Origin of the sequence: Neochlamydia sp. TUME1 (assembly GCF_000813645.1) — a bacterium.
Taxonomy (GTDB): Bacteria; Chlamydiota; Chlamydiia; order Chlamydiales; family Parachlamydiaceae; genus Neochlamydia.
In genome coordinates this window covers 1-23,699 of record NZ_JRXI01000048.1, presented here as the reverse complement: position 1 = coordinate 23,699, position 23,699 = coordinate 1, and the positions used below count along the sequence as shown (strand labels likewise).

Below are 23,699 nucleotides of genomic sequence, written 5' to 3'. Positions count from 1 at the left end.
AATTAAAACTTTTCTCAACCCGTATCTCTGGCAAGCATATCGCGCGCCGATGGCAACATTGTTATATAGGCAAAAGCCCATGCCCTTATCCATACAGGCATGATGTCCTGGCGGGCGTACAAGACAAAAAGCATTACGTGCCTGGGCAAGCATAACGCTATCTACAGCATTTAATACAGCGCCCACCGCATAGCGTGCAATCTTTTCAGATGCAGGACACATTTGCACATCTCCTGTAGATAGTTGAAAAGAGCCATCTTTAAGGCCGCTATAGATACATTGCTGAACATTATCTTGCACTTCCTGTAGATAGCAAGGGGTATGGCACAGCAAAAGTTCACTTTCTTTTGCTAAGCGAGGCCGCAGAATACCACCTCTTTTTAATAGACCTTGATTTTGTAAAGCATATCTACTTACTTTAAACCTAAAAGGAGATTCAGGGTGACTAGGCCCTGTGAGATGCTGAGCAAAAAGAAAGTCTTCTACAATAACCGTAGATAACATACAGTCCTGCAAGCGATTAGAAAATTAAAAGATAAAAAATTATATGTATAGAAAGTAGCATAAAATAAACTTATAAAAAATGACTTTTCATTGCTTGCTTAAAATTTTTTTCAAGATAGGAAGGAGTAAAAATTTAAGCCAAAATTTCTCCTAACCTTTTCAAAATGAAAGCTCAAGCTTGTAAGTTTGTTTCCTTTAAAGTCATCTCTCGCTTTTACTATTAACTCATTATTTTTAAGTTTATGGACTTAGAGATTAATTTTTTTCTCCTACCTTTTAACTTTTTTCAAAAGGAGCCAAAGCGCCTTTTTTTGCCTATCAACATACAAGATACAAGTAGAAAAACCTCTATTTATTAGATAGGTTAAAATTTAAGTTTTTGATTAAGGATGCATCAAAGGATGCTTTAATTATCTTTTAAAGACACCTCCATATATTCCCACTACTTTACAAGGCTTGGCTTATATCCCTTGCTGCTCTTGCAATCAGAAGGGTGATGGTACTTTTTTATGATACCATCACCGCGCGATGCCTTCTTTCCGATAAACAACTCCGGCTTAGCCATATGATATACAAATGGCTAGGGTACTTGACGGACGATGGCAGCTTGGAGCCCATCCCTCTCTTTACTTTGTTAAAAATCCTTAAACAATTTATTTTAAATATAAGAGTCCATCGTTCTTAACCAATTAAGGCAGCATCGTTTCTAAAAGCTCCTTTAATCTCGGCTATCAAAGTTTCTTTTATTTTTTCTGCTTCGCTAAGCGCAGGGATTGGGAGCTTGGTTAGCCCTTTGCCTCCTACTTGGTTATATAATTGAATAGAACGTGTGTTAGCTTTAAAAGCTTTATCCAAACGGCCTTTTTCCCAATAAAGCTTAGTAAGATAGTAGTTAGATTTAGCACAAATTCTTAAATCGGCCTCAGACAGCTCTACGGCTTTTTTAAAACAGTTTTTTGCTTTTTCCAAATCTTTAAAAGGACAATTTTTATCTAAGAAAAGCTCCCCTAATACCAGATAAATTTCTCCCGCCTTTCTGTGCCCCGATTCCCTCATTCGAATGGCTCCTTGGAAAGATGTGCCCTGTTCAAGCCCACCTTTTTCAAGCCTTTCTAAAGCTTTTTGATAATACATTACGGCTTCATCTTCTTTAGAAGCTGCCTGTGCTAGTTTAAGATAAACTCTACCTAATTGAAGATTGCAATACCTTTCGTTAGTTATGTCTTGCTCTTTTCCTAGCGGTGCAAATCTTTTTTCTTGAAATAAATCTAAATAAAGCTTTTCTGCTTTTAACAAATCGTCTTTATTCCCTTCTAAAAGAAGCCAACCTGGCCCTTGCCTTTGGAAAATTAAAAGGTCTACAGGATTTGGGTTTATATAGACATCAGCGTTTTTCGCCACTTCTTTTTGAATGTCAATGGCTTTATTAAAATACCTTTCAGCTTGCTCCCATTCTCGCGCGTGAAAATGGATAATACCTAGATAATGGAGCGTTTGAGAGTAAAGCGCGGGAAGCTCTGGATGGTCTTTTAAAATTTTGCAGATTTCTTCAGCTTCTTGGTCTTTAAGCTGCAGCCCTGCAAGCTCTAAGCTTTTCTCAAAGGCCTGGCGAGCTTCAAAGAAATTATTAGATTGCAAATGGTAATTACCAAGTACATTGCAAACATGCGCAAAGTAATGTTTTAATTCATCGGTTACTTGATGGTCTGTTGCAGATTTTGAAAGAAATCTCCATTGGTTTTCAATAGCTTTTGTTTGGTAGTAGCTATCTTTGGAGCTCATATTCAGGCTATAATTGTCCTTAAGCATACCCAAAAAGTCTTTTAAAACCTGTTCGGCTTTTTTTCCTTCTTTATTCATTTTCTCAAGAAGCAACTCTTGCAAGGAAGAATGAATTTCCCACCCTTCAGCCGCCTTTCTAACTATCAAGCCGTAGCCTTCCATTACATCCAATAAAGAAGTCAGAGACTTAGAACTCTTTACCTGACTTTTACACCAAAGTTTCAGAAGAGGTTCTTCTATTAAATGAGGGTTCAGGAAAGGAAGAATAGTAAAGAGCACTTTCGCTTCACTTCTTTGTTTTTCACATGCTTCTATGCTTAAAAGTAGCACGGCTTTTAACCCTTGGCTAGCATCAGCTGAATGCATAGAACCTTCTTTAGATATCCCCATCAAGTTCCTTAGTTTGTCACTATAAGCGCTTACTATAGAATCAAACGAAGCAGAGGGTTCAGCCGCTTTTAAGTAAAGGGCCGCTTGCTTCAAGGCTAATGGTAAATAAGAAAGCTGCGCTGCAAGATCACGTTTTGAGTTGTTGGCTTGGTTAAGAGCCCAATGATCTTTGCCAAGATTGAGATGGAAAATCTCTAAGGCCTCATCTTCGCTAAGATGATTTACTTGCATATCAAAGTTTTTCACTTTATTTAGCTTCTCGCGACTCACCATTAAAATCTTACCCTTAGAATCTTGAGGAAGAAAAGCTTGTAAATCTTCGTAATTATTAGAATTTACGTTATCAATAACAAAAAGCCAATCAGGCCTTTGGGCAAGCATCTTATTGACTTCATTAATAATCGTTTCTTTTTGCGCTTTCAAAGGTACATTAACGCCTAGTTCTACCGCAAATTTCCTATAAGATTCAAAAAAGCTTTCCATATCTTGCATATCTCCAAAGAATGGAGTACTTATCTTATCCTGTTGTCCTTTCATTTTTTGTTCATACTGCTCTATATATTGCTTAGCTAAAACGGTTTTTCCTGAGCCACCTATTCCTGTAATCGTCAGCTTTTGAGGAGTAGATTGCTGGGAGCTAAAAGTTCGATCTAATTTATCAATATTTTTTGTCTGCACCCACGCTTCTTTGTGAAACAAAATTTCCTCTGGCACACTAACAGGATTAACTTCTACTTTTAATGATTTTTTTAGGTGATCAACGGCAAGTGAATAGAGGTATTTAGACGCTATCCCGCTAGCTGGTATCCACAATAACTTTTTAAACTTTTCAAAAGGAGTCTTATTTTTAAAGCCTTGCCATCCTTTGCTTATAAAAGTTTGAAAAGTTTCTCCTGGCCCATTTTTATCACTTCTACCTTTTATTTCCATATGCAGCTTCTTTAATTCTCTAAACACTTTAGAAGAACTCGGCTGGGGCTTAACATTTAGCTTTTTACTATAAAAGCGTTTGCCTTTAGGCCAAGGAAAACAGCTCTTCTGGTTAAAATGGCCTCGTGAAATAGCATATTTGGACATTCTACCATAGCTAACGGCTGGTACCAATGGATGACTTATCCGCAGGCTTTTTAAAGTCACAGGGATCGAGGTAGAATGAAAAAGAGCAGAGGAAGTAGGTTTAGTTGCTGCCCGTGCAGATAAAGAACCTCCTATTTTAGGATAAAGGCTTTTACTTAGCGAAGATGCTGATCTAGAAGAAGACACTGACATATTATTAAACCCCTTAGATTATAAGATTGTTTTTAACAGAATCAATTAATTAACAATAAAACAGCCATTATATTTAAATACTAATATTTGATCAACCAAATTAATATACTAAACTCTCTGAGTTATCGATTAAAAAACCTCACAAAATTTCATGAAAATAATTGGCCAAGAGAGCACAACTGCTTAAATTCTTGCTGCTAAGGAGCTAATGAAGACCAGCAGTACAGTAAATAGAAAAACAGCTATTTGCAAGCATTTTTGGCCCTGCAAATGCTCGCAGAATGATACCTAAAGCTGGGCATCACCCTTGTGATTGCTTAAGAATGCAATAAATTTTTAATGTTCATTAGTAGGCCACACCTCCTGAAACATCATTAGCCAGATGTAAAGTTCAACTGTAAGTACTTTAATAAAATCGGTAGTCAACTTATTCAGATTTCCTAAATGAAGAAAGATTTTTTTTAAATTGCCGTAATCAATGGTTGTAGGTGGCAGTTTCCTTTATCATACTTAAGGTTAAATGCATGCGCTTTCTGCACATAAGATAAATCTTCCTATAAACCTACTTGCCTTTGATAAATCAGTTCTATTTCCTTGCAGGCCTATACGCTCTATTACCTTGTCGCTTCATATAGCTTTTCATTAGGTATAGGAGAAAAGAGCAATACTATTTCTTTTTCAAACATGTCTACTTAAAAATGAGTTACTTTAAAGATCGGGTAAAGGAATGCTTCCGCGAAAAGGCCTCATCCTCCCCTCTACGCTTCTTAAAAAGTTTTATAGCTTTGCATAATAAGGAGGACATACTGTGGTAGGACACGCACGCTAAATAAGCTTCTGATAAGACAGCAAAGCTTCATACCAGGACCTATATCATTTACTTCTAAAGATTTCCTGTCTATTTTCTCTAACTTTGAGGTTGCTAAAAACTATAATAATCAATCTAATTATTACAAGAGCATATAAAGGAAAAACAACTTTGCTAAGAGCAGGCTCAAATAAAGAGATACAAGTAGCTTTTTTATTAAGCTGTAGAAAAAGCCTGAAAGGTGTGCGGGGCGAATTGTTTATAGCTTACTACCCTTATAAAACTGCTAAAAATTAGAAGGGCAACCATGGGTCTAATTAAAAAATCATATATAGCCTATCCGCTAGCTGACCTTTATCCATTAAAAATTCAGCAAATCAATTGTTAAAAAAGCAGAAGGCCTAATGAGCATTAAGTTTTCTAAAATTAGCTCTTTAATCTTGCAAGGCAATTTTATAAAGACTAAACATTCGAACCTATCAATCATTTTTTTACAAATTAAAAGTTATTTTGAAATCTAAGCCCAAAGGGAGGTAAAAAAATTTAGATTAAAAACACAGCCTACATGCATCCTTAAAAGCTTCTTGTCTATCTATAAAGTAGACTTTTAGAAGAAAATAAAAAAATTGCTATATATAATCGCAAAACTTTGATAAATATATTTTTATTAGTAAGAAAAAATGAAGGAGGCCTTTTATGCCCTTAAAAAAAGGTACAAGCCGTAAAACAATCAGTGAAAACATCCGCACAGAAGTACATCATGGCAAGCCACAGAAACAAGCGGTGGCAATTGCTTTAAATGAGGCCAGAAGATCTGGTGCAAAAATTCCTAAAAAAGGAAAAAATACTAAATAACTGTCAAATATAAGGAGAACATAGATGGCAGCAATAAAAAAACCAGCCGCTAATAAAACAACGGCTAAAAAAACAGCAGAAAAAAAGCCTGCTGCAAAGAAGCCAGTTGCTAAAACAGCGGTGGCTAAAAAAACATTAACTGTAAAGAAAACGGCACCTAAGATTGTTGCTAAGGCAACAGTTAAAAAACCTGTTGCAAAAAAGCCTATAGTAAAAAAAGCTGTAGTGAAGAAAACGACGACTGCGGCTAGAAAAAAAGCTGTAAGTCGATAAATTTGTATGACTAACTTTGGTAGAGGTAACTTTATTATTTCTCTACCAAAGTTTCTTATTTCTTAAATACTTTTTTAAGCATACCTCAATTGAGTTTAAAAAATTGAGGTTAAAGTTTTAAAAAGCATCGAGCCAATGGACTAAAAAAGTGTCTGCTACTCTCAACCCACTTTTCAAGAAAACAATTCTTATTTTCCTATCTCATTGAAAAATTTCAAATTTTCTATGCTACATGTCATCCGTCATGGTTGGTGACCCTGGGTCACCAACCATGACGGATGACACTACAGTTTTAAATAGCTCACTACGCAACTAAATGATTGAGAAAGCTATCCTTATTTCAAAATATCTCTATAAAAAAGCAGATGACCTAATTGAAAATAATCTTTTCTATGGAGCTATAAGGATAGTTGCTGTTAAGGGAGATTAATGGGAGTTTTTTTCAAATCTTTTGTGATAGATAAAGAGCGATCCTTTATAGTTTTCTACATAGGCCAAAGACTTCTTAGTTGGGAGGAATCTATTAGCTCTTTTATTTCTATCAAATGGTCATAGGGTACTGGCGCTTTATCTTTAGTAACTGATGATCAATTGCTTAGCTATTGTGCATTGTTTTAATATCATAAAGCTTATCACTCCCACAGTTTTAAAAGAATACTCTTTCTGCGCCTTCTAAAACCATGCTTATAAAAGCAACTTGGATAAAAGCTAACTAAAGACATGGTGGAATGTTAGCATAGACTTAATGGCTACAGAGCAAGCGAGATGACGAAAAGAAGCTAAAGAGGGAAAACTAGAGAGGGGTCTGAATTAAAAAAATGCTCGGAGTCGGACTCGAACCGACACAGGATTGCTCCCGAGGGATTTTAAGTCCCTTGTGTCTACCATTTCACCATCCGAGCAAAAGGTAAGCGCTAAGATAACGACATTTGACTTTAATAGCAAGCCAAATGTCGCAATTATTTATTCTTTTTGTTCCTGAGGGCTAGAAGGCTCCTCTTTTAGAGGCTCTTTTATTTCATTTGTTTCGGTCAAAGGTAGAGGAGAAGAAGTAGGCTCACCAAGGTCGTCCCAAAAAGAATGAAAAGAACTATTTTGTTCCTCAGAAGACAAGGGCTTAACTTCTGGAGCAGGCTCTATAATAGGAGGTAACTCACTTTGCTCTTCTTTAAAAAACTCTTCAACTTCTTCACTCTCTCCTTCAAATTCCTCAGTGATGCTATGAAGAACTTGAACTTCATCATCTTCTTTAGTCTCTTCTCGCGTATAGAAAGCATTTTTAAAAAGTATGTTTTCTTTGTACTTTCCAATGGTCTCTGAAATTAGTGTCGGAGGAGGAGGCAATAATCCACTCATGAAAGGAACTGTAGGCTGCGCTAGGGGCTGACCCTCTCCTGCTACTTTTCCCTCTAATGAAGAAGCTACATCTAGTTGCCCTACATCTTCTAATGATGATATAGCTTCAGTGCCTCCTAGATCTTCTTTAATTTGCTCCTCTCGGCCTCGGCGGCGCCTTTGCTGTCGTCTACGATCACGTTTTTTTTCTGCCCGATTGTCATTAGCAGCAGTTTGCTCTTCTGCAATAACGTTAGATTCCTCCATAGCCGCTGGATCCATTTTATCTATAGGCATTTCCTTCACGGCCTTAGTCTCACGTCCTCCTCCTATCTTGATAGAACGCTCCAAGCCCACATTTTTAAGTACCATGCGTGCTTCCCGCACTTCTAAAATCTCATAGTCGTTTGCGGGCACAAGAAAAGATTTTGGCTTTTCTAAGGAGCGAAAAAAAATAGCAGTACCGAAAGAAACGACTTCTAAAGCATCTACGAAGTATTCTTCTTGTCCCACATTTTTGCTATTGCGAACAACAATTTTGCACCCTTCCTTAGGCGTAATAACGGTTTCAATAATAGGTTCTCGAGTAAAATCCACAATTAATTCAATCCTGTTTAAATTTGCATATATATTAGACTTTCAAAGAAGTCTACTTAAGAAGCAACTACTTAACTATATGTTAATATTACTCTTTCGAAGCCATATAGGCTAAAAGCTCAACACATCTACAAGCATACCCCATCTCGTTATCATACCAAGCCACAATTTTATAGAAGGTATCGTTGAGAGCTATGCCTGCATCTTTGTCAAATATTGAAGAGTATCTGCTTCCAATAAAATCACTTGACACAACCGGTTCATCACAATAGCCTAAGATGCCTTTCATGTACCCTTCTGAGGCTTTCTGCATCTCTTGGCATATTGATTCATAACTAGTTGGTTTGCTCAGTCTCACGGTTAGATCGACAATAGAGACATCCACCACAGGGACTCTCAATGCCATACCCGTAAGTTTTCCTTTCACTTGAGGAAGGCATAAAGCTACAGCTTTTGCAGCTCCAGTCGAAGAAGGTATAATATTCTGACTAGCAGCCCTGCCTCCCCTTAAATCTTTATGAGAGGGTCCATCAACGGTAGGCTGTGTAGCTGTCATAGCATGCACAGTCGTCATTAGACCTTCTTCAATTCCAAAATTCTCTAGCAACACTTTAGTAATAGGTGCTAAACAATTAGTCGTACAAGAAGCATTTGACACAATTTTGTCATTTGCTGGATTATATTTTTCTTCATTAACACCTAAAACGATAGTAGCGATTCCCTCTCCTTTCGCAGGTGCTGATATTAAAACTCTCTTAGCTCCTGATTTTAAATGCTTACCTGCCTCATCAAAAGAAGTAAATAAACCTGTTGATTCTAACACATAATCTACTTGAAGATCTTTCCAAGGAAGCTTTTGAGGATCTTTTTCAGCGATAACTCGTATTTTTTTTCCATTAAAGAGAAGATATTCTCCTTCCTCTTTAATTTCCCCTTTAAATTTACCATGTACTGTATCATATTTTAATAAATAAGCCAAATTGCTGGGAGAAACAACATCATTAATGGCTACCACTTGCATATCATTTCTTTCACTAATTAAGCGAAAAACCAAACGACCAATGCGGCCAAATCCATTAATGGCAATTTTTAGGGACATAGCTAGATTCCTTAAAAAGTCATAATCATCCTTTTTATCATAGATGAGACTTAAGGAGAAAGTAAAGGAAATAATCTTAGCAAAAGTTCAAGCGCGTTTGTATAAATCAATTCTTTTTATTACCATTTTTATTAACTTTTTAATAACTTTGCTTTAAAAAATATATACTTTTATATATATTCTATTCATAAATTAACAATAAACCTGAAATGATATAATTTGTTAACAAATGGATAAGATTATGCATCAGCTTTCATCAGGAACTTTTCACATTCACCCTTTAATTTTTCCTGCCTTTGAGAACCAAGAAAAACAATCTAAAGATTCTATAAGGAATACTACAGTTTACGCAGAAATCGCTTTAAAAATATTTAAAGAACTAGGGCTACAGGATTTATGCCGAACACAATTGGTTTGTAAAGAGTGGAAACAATTAATTGAAAGCAGTTTTTTAGCTAAAGAAAAAGCCTATACCTTAGCTTTAAAACATGCTATTCGGAAGAAAGACCTTATTCAAGAAGCCTTTTACATAGAAAAACTCGGGGATGTTTATGTGCAAAAAGGGACCTCCGAAGCTTTTCTGCAAGCGGCAGGGCTTTATAATTATGCTTTGCATAGGCATTTTCTATCTCATCCCCTAGAAGGCAAACAAAAAGTTCTTAAAGAAAAGTTATCAAAAATTCAAGATTTACTTGTTAGAGAATGTAAAGGCAGAAGTGTAGGGTCAGCCACAATAGAAGATCAATTTGAAAGCAACCGTAAGACATTAAAAGAATTTAGGACGGAAATAGAGGCAAAAATTCAAGAATTGCCGGAAACCCCTTCTTCTCAAGAAGTAATGGAGCTCTATCATAAAATAGCTCAAGGAATAAAAACCTTTTTTGAACATATTGTGGCACAAAGCCTAGATACCTTAGGGTCTCCTCCTTGTAAATACTCTATGATAGGCTTTGGTTCACTAGCTAGAGAAGAGATGACCCCTTACTCCGATCTAGAGTTTGGCATTCTTATCCAAGAAGATAATCCTATTAATAGAGATTATTTCAGACGTCTAACCACTCTTCTTCACTTGAAAGTGATCAACTTAGGCGAAACGATCCTACCTGCTTTAAATATTCCTTGCTTAAAAGCCATCAATTTTTTTGATGACATTACGCCGCGAGGCTTTGCCTTTGATGGGGCAGGAGTTGAAGGAAAAGGCTGCAAAACTCCTTTGGGGAATGGCAAGACATTTGAGCTTATCCAAACTCCAGAGAAGATGGCTCAATATATTAGTAAAGATAATGAAAATCAGTGGTGGCATGAAAGAGAGCCACATCTTCCCATGGAACTTTTAAATTTTGCTCACCTTCAAGGTAGTCGCGAATTAACTGAGCAGTATAATGAAAATGTTCAAAAAAACTTAATGCTCCTTGCCAAAAAGGCCTTACTCTGCGTCAGTACTTAGCTAAATTTCATTTGTTTTTAGCAGATATGAATACATTCGATCCAGGAATGGGCGATTTAAGTAGGGAGGGCATGCTTTTTAAAGTCAAAGATGATTTCTATCGCTTTCCTCATTTAGCATTGGATCGTTTAGCTCTTCTTAGAGGGGTAACAGCTCCTAACACATTTGCAAGAATCGATCAACTACACAAGCTAAAGACTTTAACAGTTAGCGCAAGAGAAAAAATAAAAGAGTGGATGAGTATAGCGCTATTTATGCGCCTTAAAACCTATTCTCATTATCAAGCCCAGCGAGAGATGATGAACCCATTAATCAGACCCTTTAAGTTTGATGAGCCTACCCTTATCCAAAAGCAGTTTGCTTTAGATCATAAGGCCTTAGAAAAAATAAAAAAGATTTATCATACTTTTATTCCCTTCCGTCAGGCTATTCAAGAGTTTTTCTCAGGTCATGAAGAGAGACTTACCTCTTCCTCTTTAGATGATGACTCGCCCCAGATCCAGGGAGACATAGCCAGAAGAATATTTCAACAAGAAGAGGCAAAAAAGTGTTACCTTAAAGCTATACAAGAAAACTCGGAAAACACTTATGCCTTAACAGCTCTTGGGCTTATCTACGAGAACCAAGGAAATTTAGAAAAAGCTGCTAAATATACCCACGCGTCACTCGCTATTGCTATTAAGCACGGCGGTAATAACTGCCCCGAGGCGGCAACAGTTTATAATAACTTGTTAATGATCTACTATGCCCAAGGAAATTTAGCGAAAGCAGCTGAGTATGGTAATCAAGCACTCCAAATTAATATTAATCTGTATGGTAAAAATCATTCCTATGTAGCAAATAGCTATAATAGCCTTGGTTTAGTCTACCAAGAACAAGGGAATTTAGAAAAAGCAAGTGAATCTCTTGATCAAGCCCTTGCAATAGATCATAAGCTTTTTGGTGAAAATCATTCAATGGTGGCAAAAGACTACAATAATTTAGGAATGCTATACAAAGATAAAGGAAATTTAAAAAAAGCAACTGAATTTATCCGTCATGCTCTTGCCATCAATTTTAAGCTTTACGGTAAAAACCATCCGCATGTAGCTACCTGTTATAACAATTTGAGCCTCATTTATCAGGGCCTAGGAAACTTAAAAAAAGCCCATAAGTATGCTGATAAAACAATTAAAATTCAACTTAAGCTTTATGATAAAAATCATCCCACAGTGGCTATAACTTATAATAACCTAGGGCTTATTTATGAGAACCAAGGAAATTTAAAAGAAGCTTTTAATTATACCGATAAAGCCCTTCAGATTAACCTTAAACTTCTAGGCGAAAACAATCCGACTGTCGCGGGTCTTTACAACCATATGGGGCAAATCTATCAGAAACAAGGAGATTTAGAAAAGGCCATTCAGCTTATTAACAAAGCCCTCGCAATTAACTTCAAGCTGGGAGGTGAAAATCAACCATCTGTAGCAATAGATTACCAAAACTTGGGAAGCGTCTACTTAGACCAAGGCAATTTAGACAAGGCGGAAGAGTATATTAACAAAGCGCTTGCCATTAACCTTAACCTTTTCGGCGAAAATCATCCCTTTCTTACTGCTAATTATAACAACCTAGGACTTCTCTATCAAAAGCAAGGAAATTTAGAAAATGCCCTTAAGTATGCCAATAAGGCGCTCGCCATTAATATTAAGCTTTATGAAAAAAATCATCCCAAAGTGGCAATAGCCCTCAACAATCTAGGAGAAATCTACGAGGAGCAAGGTAATTTAGAAAAAGCTTTTGAATATATCAATGAAGCACTCGATATTAAGCTTAAGCTTTTCGGGGAAAATCATCCTACAGTGGCAATAAATTACAACAATCTAGGAGGAATCTATTTAGCTCGAGGCAATTTAGAAAAAGCCATTGAGTGTGCCAATCAAGCACTCGTCATCGACCTTAAGTTTTTTGGCAAAGACCATCCTACTGTGGCATGCAATTATAATAATTTAGGAGTCCTCTATGAAAAACAAGGACTTTCAGTAAAAGCTATTGAGTATATCAATCAAGCAATCGACATTGATCTTAAGCTTTTTGGTGAAAATCATCCTACACTAGCAGTATATTATACTAATCTGGGAAGGATCTATCAAGCCCAAGAAAATTTAGACATAGCACTTAAGTACGCCCATATAGCACTTGATATTAACCTTAAGCTTTATGGAAAAAATCATCCCCAGACAGTGGAAAGTTACAAAAATCTAGAGAGTATCTACCAAGAGCAAAAAAAATTATCTGTACAGGACAAAAAATAATCTTTTCATAAATAAACCTTCTTAGAAGGAGTTGAGAATAAAAGAGAGGATAGAATTAGCTGACATTCATGACCAGGAAGCAGGCAATCAGGCAAATAACAAGTATCTAAGAAGGTGTCCTTGAACCTCTGCTTTTGATAAATGAAAACCCATTCAATAGAAGGAGGAGTATAATGCTTAAGAAGCTACTTTACTGAGCTGAGCAATAAAGAAAAAGAATAGGAAGAAATAAGCCTTTTTTTGTTTTCTATGAAAAAAAGAGGGTGGCCCTATAAACATTTTAAACGAAACCCATTAGATGCTATCCTTTATCTAAACTTTGCAGGACGTCAATGAAGGCCTCTTCTCATGATTTTCCTCTTTGGAGGATAGTTTTAAATTATTTCTCTAGCAGCACCATACAACCCTCTGGCAGCAGAGCAAGGGCTATCTAAATCTTATGGGTAAGCTGCTAATTGTTATGCAAGAAGAGGTAAAGAATTTAGAGAGGAAAGAGATGAATATATAAAAACGGATAGGCAATCATAGGAAAATGTTGCCTAAACTAACCATAAATTTTATAAAATCAGATATCCGAAACATTTGCTCCCTTGCTAAAGGCTATTCATACCGCACGAGCACTAGCCATGAGCAGGGTTATTTCGGAGGCTTATTGGCTTTAATTTTTTGCTTAGGTTTACCTTTAGCTGTTTTAGAATCCATTAATTTAATCTTACTATTCTTAGCTAACGGTTTAGGTTTATTCTCCTTAGGAGAAGCTTTTACAGCTTTAGCTTTGCGTGAAGAGGAATTATCTTTAGACTTCTGAGTAGGCTTCTTAGCTGGCTTAGAAGATGTCGAGGGTGTCCCGTTCACATCTATAGCTTTGCTAATTGCTTGATTGTTATCGGCGCTGAAGGCAAAATCTTCTCCCTCTAGCTCCTCTTCTCCATCAAAATGATTAATAGTTACCTTATCAGCTATTTCTATAAACCTTTTAGACTCTGGCTTGCTTTTATCCTGATCCAACCATTTAGTAGATAAATTGCGTAAAGCTGCCAACTTTTGATTAATACTCTGAAGATTTTGATCCATGCCATCATGGAGATGACGCCTGCTTGCTAAAAGCTGTCCTTCATTTTCAAATTTAGAAGAGAAGGTCACTGCTGAGGCAGTTAAATCAGGTGTAAACAAAAACAAACGCATAGAAGGTGGCACAGTTGTATAGACATCAGTAGCAATCTGAGGCTCAAACTCTTGCTTGACAGCTTGCTTTGGAGGCCTTCCGCGTTTAGGACGAGGATTTAGAGCTTCATTAGAGTAATAGGTCTTAGCTTTTGCTAGCAAGGCTTTTCTAGCTTGTAAGATATCTTTACCTACTTTTGTGTCAAATAGATGGCGTTTAACCTTTTCTAAAAGTGATTTAGGTAAATCTAAATCCTCTTCGAACACAAAATGAAACTGGTTATTTCTTAACCACTCAATAATACGAATGCGAGATCTTTCTTGGTAAAATTGCTGCCATTTTTCTAATTCGGAAAGATGATCGTAGATGAACTCAAGAAAGTTTTCTCTAGCTTCTTTAGATTGAATGATTTCTAGTAATTTTTCCTTCGTATCAATATCATACACTTTTTCATTGACGAAACCTTCCATAATCTTTTTAGTTTCATAAAAAGTTAATTTAGGAATAAGAAAGTAACGCTCACTATTCTGGCGCAATTCCTGTTCTAATGCCTCAATCTCTTCCTGAGGTTTATCCAGGTCTACATAAATTATAAAGCCCTCTTGGCGGTCAAGATAAAAATCACGTTCATCATCGGACTTTGTAAAACCTTCGATAAGTCGATGGCAACGCAAAATAAGAGGGTTTTGAGCTTCTTTGAGTGTCTTACTCCTCATGGGCAACGTTCCTTTAAAAATGTATATAGATACAAAAAGATCGCATAATTATGCGATCTTCTATACTAAAACTCTATAATAACTAGATTAGGCTCTTAGTTGTCAAGATATTCGATAATACACATTTGAGTATTATCGCCCACACGACGTTGAGCTTTTACGATTCGTGTATATCCACCCGCTCTGCTTGCAAAGCGTGGCCCTAATACACTAAATAGTTTATCAATCACTTGCCTATCTGTATTATAGGCACTTGTGTCCCCTTTACGAGCAGCACGTGCTTCTTTGTCAGTCAACGCGTTGAAACGAACCATCATTTCACTAATTGCACGACGTCTGGTAGCTAAAGTGTTTTTCTTTGCTAAAGTGATCATTTTATCGGCATAACGACGTAGCGCTTTTGCTTTCGGCACCGTTGTTTCGATGCGCTCATTTTCGATCAATGATTTTAACATATTGGCAAACATACACCGTCTATGTGAACTGGTACGGCTTAGTTTACATGTATCTTTTCTGTGTCTCATATCTTATTACCTAGCTGCTAATCTTCAACTTTTGCTAATTCTTTTCTACCTTTTTTGTCTTCATTGTAATGCTTGATCTTATCTTTCACATTATCGTGTGTAATACCATAGCGAGAAAGATCCATGCCAAGAGATAAATTCATTTCATGAAGTTTAGCTTTAATTTCATTTAAAGATTTCTTACCGAAATTTCGAAACTCAAGCATTTTTCTCTCAGGAATGGATACAAGTTCAGCAATTGTATCTATGTTTGCTCCACTCAAGCAATTGGTTGACCTAACGGATAACTCAATCTCATCGATACGAAGGCAAAGTTTTTCCATCATTTCATCGGCATCGCTATCTCCATCACCCAATCCTTCGTCAAACACAAGTGAGTGGGATTTGGCTTTTGTAAATACGTCGAAATGCTTAACACCAATTTGAGAAGCAAATGAAACTGCTTCTACAGGAGTCACCCGTCCATCTGTCACGACTTCAAAGATTAAGCGATCAAAATCTGTATCCTGACCTACGCGCGTATTTTCTACAAAATAGTTAACAATACGTACAGGTGAAAAGGAGGCGTCTAAAAGGATTTCATCAGCGGTTTTATCATAAATAATATGCCGTTCTGAAGGTACATAGCCACGTCCTATAGCCACACGCAGATCTAATTGGCGTTTCATAGGCTTAGTAACCGTGAATAGATGAAGTCCCGAATTAACCACTTCATATGAACCATCCTTTACAATATCACCTAGAGTAACTTTATACTGACCATTATTCTTGTCAAGCTCCTCTTGAGTAATATCTAAAACACATGTCAAAATGCGAGTATCACGGCTGTAAGAACTTTCATCCGTGGGCAACTTTCTTAAAAGAGCACCTTTTAAATTGAGCACGATATTGGTCATATCTTCGATAACACCCTCAATGGCCATATATTCATGGGGCACCCCTTCAATACGCAAGGCAATAATAGCAGGAGCTTCTAAAGAAGAGAGCATCATACGTCGCATGGAGTTTCCAATTGTATGACCAAATCCACGCTCAAAAGGTTCTGCAATGATTCGAGCCACGTTGGAATTGTCTTTATCCTCTTCTACTAAAATTTTTTGGGGCATTTCGAACTTGCCGTATTTGACAGACATTAAGCGACTCCTAAATAATTAAAAATTTCTGAGTGTTTATTACACCCGTCTACGTTTACGAGGACGGCACCCGTTATGTGGTACTGGTGTGGTATCACGAATAGCAGTTATTAACAAACCAGTGCTTTGCAAACCGCGTACAGCAGATTCACGACCTGCTCCTGGCCCTTTTAGGTTAACTTCAATTTCTTTCATTCCTAACGACATAGCTGCTTTGCCTGCATCTTGTGCAGCTACAGTCGCTGCGAACGCTGAAGACTTACGAGAACCTGAAAAGTTTACTTTTCCGGCTGAAGACCAGGATATGACGCGACCCGAAGGGTCAGTAATAGCAATAATTGTATTGTTAAAAGTCGCCTTCACAAAGGCAATTCCAGATGGAACATTCTGATGGCTTCTTTTTTTTGCTTTAACAGGCTTTTTTGTTGTTGTTGTGGCTGACTGCTTAGACAAAGTAGAGCACTCCTCTTAAAATTATTTCTTCTTATTAGCAACAGTTTTACGTTTACCTTTACGTGTACGAGAATTAGTTCTTGTACGTTGTCCTCGAACAGGTAAACCAGAACGATGTCTAGTTCCACGGTAAGAGTGAATAGATATTAATCGTTTGATGTTATTTTGAACTTGCCGGCGTAAATCACCTTCTACCATATATTCAGATTGCAGCAAGTTGTTAATACGTGCTATATCATCTTGTGTTAGCTTGTGAGCACGCATATTGTGATCAAACCCAAGCTTCTCAATAATCTCGTTTGATAAGCTACGACCTATTCCGTAGATATAGGTTAGTGCTATTTCTAATCTCTTATTATCCGGTATATCTATACCGATAACTCTAGGCATTGAATCTCTCCTAAAATTTCAAAAATGGAATTCGAAAATTTACCATACTTTCACTTTATTAGCAAAAGCTTTATTTATGAAAACGTTTGACTTGCTGTGGATGTAATTATTTGAACTGTTCAGATGATTACATGTAAAGCTAGTTTGCAAATGCTATTTTTATCCTCTTCCTCTTACTCTACCTTTCTTCATGAAGCCTTCATATCTCTTCATCAATAAATGGGATTCGATTTGCTTCATTGTATCCAAAACAACACCTACAAGAATCAACAAAGCTGTACCCCCAAAGAAGTAGCTAATCGTTGCTGGCACTCCTAATAAGCGGCCTATTATGGTAGGTAATACGGCAATCATAGCCAGAGAAATAGCTCCTATGAGAGTAATTTTATTCATAGTAGATTCTAAATAATCTTGGGTGGGCTTACCCTGTCTTATTCCAGGTATAAATGCTCCATTTTTCTTCATATCCGATGCTATCTGATCAGGTCTAAATTGAGTAGCCGTCCAAAAGTAGGTAAAAAATATAATTAAACCTACAAATAATAAGATATAAAGGGTACTTCCTGGAGATAGCCACTGAGCGATCTCACTTAATCGATTACCTGCTCCTGCAAAGGTAGCAATTATAGCAGGAAACATAAGCAAAGAGGAAGCAAAAATTACTGGTATTACCCCTGCATAATTAACTTTTAAAGGAATATAGGAGTTGCCTCCTTGTACTTCTTTTCTACCTACTACACGCCTAGCATATTGCAAGGGTATGCGTCGATGTCCTTGTATGACCAATATAGTTCCTAATGCTACTACAACAAATATCGCGATAAGCACGAGGACGGTCGTAAAATTCATTGCACCTGGTTCTTGAGAGTTTAAGTTTAACTGCTGAATAATCAACCCAATCGCTGTAGGCAATTGCGAAACAATACCTACTGTGATAATTAAACTCATTCCATTGCCAATTCCTCTTTCTGTAATCTGCTCTCCTATCCACATCAAGAGAACTGTTCCTGCGGTCATAGTGAAAATGAAAAGCAAATAAAATAGGATAGGCATGCCCCAGATCTGAGCATCTAACAATTCACCTGTAATTATACCTGGGCGACTATAATTCATTTGGATGGCATATTTAGCAAACATCGCCGATTGGAGGATAGACAAAATGATTGTCAAACCACGCGTATATTTGTTAATTTTTCTACGGCCCTGTTCTGCATTTTCTTTAATTTCACGCTGCAAAGAAGGCCATAGAGCCACCACAAGCTGCATAATAATAGAGGCAGAAATATAAGGCATAACACCCAAGGCAATCACTGTCATTTGGGAGAATGCTCCTCCCGAAAATATATCGACGAGTTGAAAAAGATTCTGTCCCCCGCCCGTCGCGTGCCTAAAAAAAACTTACTGCCACTTCTCCATTGATTCCAGGGACGGGTATAAATCCCCCTACACGGTAGACTGCTAGCATTAAAATTGTAAATAGAATTTTTGCTCTTAGCTCTGGAATCTGAAAAACTTTCTGTAGCTCTTTGAACATCTTCTACCTCGATTTAGTAAGCGCTCTTAATCTCTAAACAATTTCAATAGCAATTTTTGCTTTTTGTAGCTTTTCTTGCGCTGCTGAGGAGACGGCTTTTACTTCAATTTTAACTTTTTTATTCAATTCTCCATCCCCTAAAATTTTTATCCCGCGAATTTTGCCACGAACGAAACCTTTTTCAGCGAGTGTTTGAGCATTTACAGTTTCACCGTCACTATACATCTCGTTAATTTGACCTAGATTGACAGTTTCATATTTATTGCTGAATCGTGCGTTACTAAAGCCTCGAATAGGTAACTTCATAAACAGACGGAATTGGCCACCTTCGTAGCCTAGGCGTCTTTTATAACCAGAACGAGAGCCTGCTCCTTTTTCACCCCGACCACAGGTTTTGCCAAGTCCAGAGCCAATTCCTCTACCCACACGTCTGCGTTTTTTTCTTTCTCGCGATACATCTTGTAATTTATCGAGTGATGTCATCCTTGGCCTCTCATCTGTTTAATTTGCTCACGTTTTTTCAATTGGGACAAAGCTTTGAAGGTTGCACGTACCTGATTAATTGGGTTGTTAGAACCAACACTTTTTGCCATCACATCTTTAAGACCTGCTAATTCAAGCACAGCTCGTACTTTAGATCCAGCAATTACTCCTGAACCAGCCGGCGCAGGCTTAAGTAAAATAGCAGCGCCATCCCAGTTGACCAAAACCTCATGAGGTACTGAAGTCCCTTCACTAGCAAAGGTGATCATGTTCTTGCGAGCAGACTCTCCACCTTTACGAATAGCATCAGTTAATTCATTGGCTTTAGCAAAGCCATAACCAATGCGGCCTTTTCCATCGCCCACTAGAATTAAAGCTGAGAAGCTAAACTTGCGTCCACCTTTTACTACTTTGGAGCAGCGGTTAATATAAAGAACTTTCTCGTTAAATTCAGAATTAGTTCTTTCTTTTTTGGGATTGTCATTACTTTTTGCCATTAGGTTTATCCTAAATTTTTTCCAAATAGTTTTAGAATTGAAGCCCAGCTGATCTTGCTGCTTCAGCAAGGGCGGCTAAAATTCCGTGATACTTGAATGGTCCTCTATCGAAGACGATTTCTTTTATATTATTTTTTTGTGCAATTTGCGCAATTTTCTCGCCAAGTTTAGCAGCTGAAAGTTTATTTTTTCTAGCGAATTCAGTATTCTTAAATTCATTTGAAAAAGTTGCAGCACTACCGATGGTAACATGGTTATCATCATCAATAAGTTGCACTTGAATATGCTTATTTGTTTTCACTACACATAAACGTGGCTTCTCACTCGTACCATGAATCTTTTTACGTACTCTTAATGCACGTTTAATGCGTAATTTATGTCTTTTTTTGGTTATATTAATCATACGATCCTCATTGAGCCTTTCTACCTAACAATTATTTTTTCGCAGAAGCCGACTTACCAGCTTTTTTACGGACATACTCGCCTGCATAACGAATACCTTTACCTTGATAGGGTTCTGGAGGCCTGATCGCACGAACCTGTGCAGCAAACTGTCCAATTTGCTGAGGGTCAGAACCTGAAATTACAATCGTCGTATTTTTCTCTACAGCTACTTGCAAACCCTCAGGTATTGTCAATTTAGTAGGATGTGAATAACCAACTTGTAAATCTAATAATTGACCCTGCACTACCGCTCTGTAACCTACACCGATCATTTCTAACTTTTTAGTAAAACCTTGCGATAAGCCTACCACCATGTTATTGATAAGGGATCGATAGAGCCCATGGTAATTACTCATTTTTTCATGCCCTGCGGTCAAATTAACTTGGAGATGATCGTTTTCAATGACCACCTCAATACCGGAGATGATTTCGCGGGTCAGAGTTCCTTTAGGGCCTTTAACGGTTAGGGTAGAATCTTCAAGCTTAACTTCTATACCTTTTATCAAGGGAATTGGTGCTTTTCCTTTACGAGACATTTATAAACTCCTTCTAATGGGCAAACTATACCTAAATATTACCATACCAGGCAGAGCAATTCGCCACCGATATGTCTTTTACGAGCTTCGTTACCTGCCATTAATCCTTGCGAAGTAGAAACAATAGAAAGACCTAATCCACCATAAAAGTGTGGAATATCTTCATGTCCAACATATTTTCGTAGGCCTGGCTTTGATACTCTTTTTAGTCCTTGGATAACAGGCTGTCGACCCTCAACATATTTGAGGAAGAGTCTGATAGTTCCACGGTGATTTTGGTCTTTATTTACTAAATAATTTTCGATAAAGCCATATAATTTTAGAATCTCCGCAAGGTTTTCTTTAAGCTTGCTCCAGCTAACATCTACATAACGATGTTCCGCTTTAGCAGCATTGCGAATCCTTGTGAGGAAATCGGCTACGGGATCACTAGGTATTGCCATGATTTCATCTCCTATCTTAAGCTATTACCGAAACCGGCAGGTTATTAAAAGGGAGTCCAAGCAGACGGAGGAGCTCTACACACTCAGCATCTGATTCGGCGCTTGTAACAAAGGTAATGTGCATCCCTTGCGTACGTTTAACTTCGTCAAGATTAATTTCAGGAAAAACCTGCTGATCATCAAGTCCTAATGTATAGTTGCCTTGCCCATCACATTTGGTAGGAAAGCCCCTAAAGTCACGTATACGTGGGCTCACGATGTTGGATAAACGATCAAGGAAATCATACATTCTTACTCCACGCAATGTGACCTTAATACCTATTGGTTGGCCTTCACGTAGTTTAAAGTTTGAAATAGCTTTTTTCGCTTTAGTAATTACCGGCTTTTGTCCAGACAACAGGGTCAACTCATTAACACAAGCTTGAATAGCATTTTTATCTTTTGAAGGTTCAGCGATACCCATATTGACCACGATTTTTTTTCAAACCAGGGATGTTCATAGGGTTTGTATACCCAAACTTTTCTTGTAGCGCAGGCTTAACCTTTTCTAGATAATTTTTCTTTAACCTAGACATTATAACTTTCAACTCTTTTTAGATTTTGTTTTTTTAACAACACGATGAACAACATGCTTGTCATCTTGCTTGTAAACCCATTCCTTATGGCCTTCATCACTTTTTTGAGCCTTAAGTTTAACAGGGTTATCTTCCGTATTTAACACTTTTAAATTAGAGATATGAATACCTTTCTCTAGTTCAATGATACCGCCATGGGGATGAGCTTCACTTTTTTTAACATGCTTTTTGCGCAGATTAAGCCCTTGCACCAGGAGTTTATCACCCAAACGTGCAATCACTTCACCTTTTTGTCCTTTAAAGTTGCCCGCGATAGCGATCACTTTGTCGCCTTTACGGATTGCTTTATGTGTTTTAACTTTAGTCATTTACTAGCCCTTTTATTAAATCACTTCTGGTGCCAGTGAGGCAATTTTGAGAAAATCTCTATCGCGTACTTCACGAGCTACGGGTCCAAAAATACGTGTACCACGTGGATTGTTTTTGTCATCGATCAATACACAAGCATTCGTATCGAATTTCAAAACCGTTCCATCATCTCTTTTAATAGGTGCAGCCGTTCTGACAATAACTGCTTTTACTACATCGCCTTTTTTGGCTCCGCCTTCTGGTTCAGCTTCTTGTACTGAGCAAACGATAATGTCACCCACATGCGCATAACGGCGTTTAGAACCACCCAATACTTTAAAGCATTTGACGCGCTTTGCACCTGAATTGTCGGCTACTTTGAGCTGCGTTTCTTGTTGAATCATACGTTGCTAACTCCAAATATATTATGCAATTTGCTAGGCGACAACACGCCATCTTTTTAATTTTGATAGTGGCCTTGTCTCCACAATAGTAACCTGTTCGCCTATTTCATAAGGCCGCCCTTCATTATGGGCAAAGACTTTCTTATTTCTTTTAGTCACTTTGCCATATACAGGATCTCGCAGCCTTCTTTCAATCTTGACGACTAAAGTCTTAGTCATTTTATTAGAGACTACAATACCTTTTTTCTCTTTACGATTTCCTCTTTCTTCCATCTTCTAACCTCAAAGTTGGTATATTATTTATGCTAACCGCTTTTTTTCGTTGATGACAGTCAGCAAGAGGGCTATTTCCCTTTTTTTATGGCGTACTAAATGAGGCTTTTCTACTTTGTTAGATTGCTTCATTTCATTTATAAGGTTAAAAAGATCTCTACGTGCATCCTTACAATTGGCTTCTAAATCTTCTAACGATTGATCTCTAAAATCTTTAGCTTTTTTCATCTTACTACCTTATACTTGTTCAACACGTTCGACAAATCGTGTCTTTAGTCCAATTTTAGCTGCAGCACGTCTCAATGCATGTTGAGCTTCTTCTTTTGAAACGTTACCCACTTCAAAAAGTATCCTACCTGGTTTGATAACCGCTACCCAATGGTCAAGTCCCCCTTTACCTTTACCCATACGCACTTCTTGGGGCTTTTTAGTAACGGGTTTATCCGGAAAAATTCTTATCCAAACTTTTCCTTTACGTTGGAAATAACGGTTAATAGCCACACGGCATGCTTCAATTTGCTGATTAGTGAGCCAACCGCGTTCTAGAGCTTGTATACCAAACTCACCAAAATGAACAAAGGTCGCTCCTTTACTCAAACCTGAGCAGGAACCTTTCATTGTTTTGCGGTGTTTTGTTTTCTTAGGCATTAAAGGCATTACTATTGGCCCTCCTTCACTTGATTATCTTCACCACGGTAAATCCAGACTTTCACCCCGATACTACCATAAGTTGTTTCTGCACGCCCCATGGCATAATCAATATCAGCCCGGAGTGTATGTAAAGGAGTGCTCCCCTCTTTATACCATTCTGTCCGTGCAATTTCTGCTCCACCTATACGGCCAGAACATTGCACTTTAATTCCTAGAGCACCAGCTTCAATACTAGATTGCATAGCTTTCTTCATTGCACGTCTGAAGGGAATTCGTCTTTCTAATTGCTTTGCAATGGCATCGGCTACAATTTTTGCATCAAGATCAGGTCTTTTAATTTCTTCTACTTCAATCCAGACTTCTTTACCTGTAAGTCTAAAGAGTTCTCCACGCAATCCTTCAATTTCAGAACCTTTTTTACCAATAACCATCCCAGGCCGCGCCGTGCAAATAGTCACTTCGATTTTTTCGCTCATA

The 23,699-nt window shown here is 37.5% G+C and carries 23 protein-coding genes, 1 tRNA gene and 3 pseudogenes; 4 read left to right on the top strand and 23 right to left on the bottom strand.

The genetic code is table 11. The features are described 5' to 3' along the window. Together DB41_RS02265 and DB41_RS02255 are read right to left on the bottom strand one after the other, a co-directional pair. Positions 1-504 (bottom strand): annotated as a pseudogene (locus DB41_RS02265) (histone deacetylase); the annotation flags it as partial. Positions 505-1,185: 681 nt separating this feature from the next. After that, a complete protein-coding gene (locus DB41_RS02255) occupies positions 1,186-3,945 on the bottom strand; it encodes a tetratricopeptide repeat protein (RefSeq protein ID WP_039383835.1) in 2,760 nt (919 codons plus the stop codon). A 1,504-nt stretch (positions 3,946-5,449) separates the two neighbouring features. Between DB41_RS02255 and DB41_RS12020 the strand changes: the two genes are divergently transcribed. Continuing rightward, positions 5,450-5,608 carry a DUF6496 domain-containing protein gene (locus tag DB41_RS12020; RefSeq protein WP_166154606.1) on the top strand — a complete coding sequence of 53 codons (159 nt, stop codon included), beginning with the start codon at positions 5,450-5,452 and terminating at the stop codon, positions 5,606-5,608. Positions 5,609-5,632: 24 nt separating this feature from the next. Continuing rightward, the gene (locus tag DB41_RS02250; RefSeq protein ID WP_039383842.1) at positions 5,633-5,881 is read left to right on the top strand and encodes a hypothetical protein; all 249 of its coding nucleotides are present in this window, start codon (positions 5,633-5,635) and stop codon (positions 5,879-5,881) included. Positions 5,882-6,700: 819 nt separating this feature from the next. On the opposite strand, the gene DB41_RS02245 is transcribed toward DB41_RS02250, so the two are convergent. The 3 genes from DB41_RS02245 to gap all read right to left on the bottom strand — a co-directional run bounded on the left by DB41_RS02245 (position 6,701) and on the right by gap (position 8,912). Further along, a tRNA-Leu gene (locus DB41_RS02245) sits at positions 6,701-6,783 on the bottom strand. Between the two features lie 61 nt (positions 6,784-6,844). Then, positions 6,845-7,813 carry a hypothetical protein gene (locus tag DB41_RS02240; RefSeq protein WP_052243804.1) on the bottom strand — a complete coding sequence of 323 codons (969 nt, stop codon included), beginning with the start codon at positions 7,811-7,813 and terminating at the stop codon, positions 6,845-6,847. A gap of 88 nt (positions 7,814-7,901) precedes the next feature. After that, positions 7,902-8,912 (bottom strand): type I glyceraldehyde-3-phosphate dehydrogenase, encoded by a 1,011-nt coding sequence (gap, locus tag DB41_RS02235; protein ID WP_039383833.1) that lies wholly within the window; start codon positions 8,910-8,912, stop codon positions 7,902-7,904. Between the two features lie 241 nt (positions 8,913-9,153). On the opposite strand from gap, the gene DB41_RS02230 reads away from it, so the two are divergent. Beyond that, complete coding sequence (locus DB41_RS02230) at positions 9,154-10,359, top strand: DUF294 nucleotidyltransferase-like domain-containing protein (RefSeq protein ID WP_039383831.1); 1,206 nt, start codon at positions 9,154-9,156, stop codon at positions 10,357-10,359. A 26-nt stretch (positions 10,360-10,385) separates the two neighbouring features. Beyond that, complete coding sequence (locus DB41_RS02225; protein WP_080502356.1) at positions 10,386-12,653, top strand: tetratricopeptide repeat protein; 2,268 nt, start codon at positions 10,386-10,388, stop codon at positions 12,651-12,653. Between the two features lie 636 nt (positions 12,654-13,289). On the opposite strand, the gene DB41_RS02220 is transcribed toward DB41_RS02225, so the two are convergent. The 18 genes and pseudogenes from DB41_RS02220 to rpsC all read right to left on the bottom strand — a co-directional run. Beyond that, positions 13,290-14,534, bottom strand: coding sequence for a UPF0158 family protein (locus tag DB41_RS02220; RefSeq protein WP_052243803.1), 1,245 nt, complete (start codon positions 14,532-14,534; stop codon positions 13,290-13,292). Between the two features lie 95 nt (positions 14,535-14,629). Further along, complete coding sequence (gene rplQ, locus DB41_RS02215) at positions 14,630-15,058, bottom strand: 50S ribosomal protein L17 (protein ID WP_039383828.1); 429 nt, start codon at positions 15,056-15,058, stop codon at positions 14,630-14,632. A 17-nt stretch (positions 15,059-15,075) separates the two neighbouring features. After that, entirely contained in the window at positions 15,076-16,191 is a 1,116-nt protein-coding gene (locus tag DB41_RS02210) for a DNA-directed RNA polymerase subunit alpha (RefSeq protein WP_039383827.1), read from the bottom strand. A gap of 39 nt (positions 16,192-16,230) precedes the next feature. Next, positions 16,231-16,644 (bottom strand): 30S ribosomal protein S11, encoded by a 414-nt coding sequence (gene rpsK, locus DB41_RS02205; protein ID WP_039383825.1) that lies wholly within the window; start codon positions 16,642-16,644, stop codon positions 16,231-16,233. A 21-nt stretch (positions 16,645-16,665) separates the two neighbouring features. Further along, positions 16,666-17,034 (bottom strand): 30S ribosomal protein S13, encoded by a 369-nt coding sequence (gene rpsM / locus DB41_RS02200; protein ID WP_039383824.1) that lies wholly within the window; start codon positions 17,032-17,034, stop codon positions 16,666-16,668. A gap of 159 nt (positions 17,035-17,193) precedes the next feature. Further along, a pseudogene (gene secY / locus DB41_RS02195) lies at positions 17,194-18,568 on the bottom strand (preprotein translocase subunit SecY). Between the two features lie 33 nt (positions 18,569-18,601). Then, positions 18,602-19,051: a 50S ribosomal protein L15 gene (gene rplO, locus DB41_RS02190; protein ID WP_039383822.1), complete on the bottom strand. Its 450-nt coding sequence runs from the start codon at positions 19,049-19,051 to the stop codon at positions 18,602-18,604. Then, on the bottom strand, positions 19,048-19,548 hold the full coding sequence (gene rpsE / locus DB41_RS02185; RefSeq protein WP_039383820.1) for a 30S ribosomal protein S5: 501 nt from the start codon (positions 19,546-19,548) through the stop codon (positions 19,048-19,050). The genes rplO and rpsE overlap by 4 nt, the downstream gene beginning before the upstream one ends. Before the next feature lie 31 nt (positions 19,549-19,579). Continuing rightward, positions 19,580-19,951 carry a 50S ribosomal protein L18 gene (rplR, locus tag DB41_RS02180; RefSeq protein WP_039383819.1) on the bottom strand — a complete coding sequence of 124 codons (372 nt, stop codon included), beginning with the start codon at positions 19,949-19,951 and terminating at the stop codon, positions 19,580-19,582. Between the two features lie 31 nt (positions 19,952-19,982). After that, a complete protein-coding gene (gene rplF, locus DB41_RS02175; protein WP_039383817.1) occupies positions 19,983-20,528 on the bottom strand; it encodes a 50S ribosomal protein L6 in 546 nt (181 codons plus the stop codon). A gap of 38 nt (positions 20,529-20,566) precedes the next feature. Next, positions 20,567-20,971, bottom strand: a complete 405-nt coding sequence (rpsH, locus tag DB41_RS02170; protein ID WP_039383816.1) for a 30S ribosomal protein S8 — start codon at positions 20,969-20,971, stop codon at positions 20,567-20,569. Positions 20,972-20,987: 16 nt separating this feature from the next. Then, positions 20,988-21,546: pseudogene (gene rplE, locus DB41_RS02165) on the bottom strand (50S ribosomal protein L5). A gap of 8 nt (positions 21,547-21,554) precedes the next feature. Further along, on the bottom strand, positions 21,555-21,914 hold the full coding sequence (rplX, locus tag DB41_RS02160; RefSeq protein ID WP_039383812.1) for a 50S ribosomal protein L24: 360 nt from the start codon (positions 21,912-21,914) through the stop codon (positions 21,555-21,557). Positions 21,915-21,929: 15 nt separating this feature from the next. Beyond that, on the bottom strand, positions 21,930-22,298 hold the full coding sequence (gene rplN, locus DB41_RS02155; RefSeq protein WP_039383811.1) for a 50S ribosomal protein L14: 369 nt from the start codon (positions 22,296-22,298) through the stop codon (positions 21,930-21,932). A gap of 33 nt (positions 22,299-22,331) precedes the next feature. Continuing rightward, entirely contained in the window at positions 22,332-22,571 is a 240-nt protein-coding gene (gene rpsQ, locus DB41_RS02150; protein WP_039383809.1) for a 30S ribosomal protein S17, read from the bottom strand. Between the two features lie 27 nt (positions 22,572-22,598). Continuing rightward, the gene (rpmC, locus tag DB41_RS02145; protein WP_039383808.1) at positions 22,599-22,799 is read right to left on the bottom strand and encodes a 50S ribosomal protein L29; all 201 of its coding nucleotides are present in this window, start codon (positions 22,797-22,799) and stop codon (positions 22,599-22,601) included. Between the two features lie 9 nt (positions 22,800-22,808). After that, positions 22,809-23,228, bottom strand: a complete 420-nt coding sequence (gene rplP / locus DB41_RS02140) for a 50S ribosomal protein L16 (protein WP_039383806.1) — start codon at positions 23,226-23,228, stop codon at positions 22,809-22,811. A 2-nt stretch (positions 23,229-23,230) separates the two neighbouring features. Next, on the bottom strand, positions 23,231-23,699 hold a 469-nt coding region (gene rpsC / locus DB41_RS02135), incomplete at its 5' end, for a 30S ribosomal protein S3 (RefSeq protein WP_039383805.1).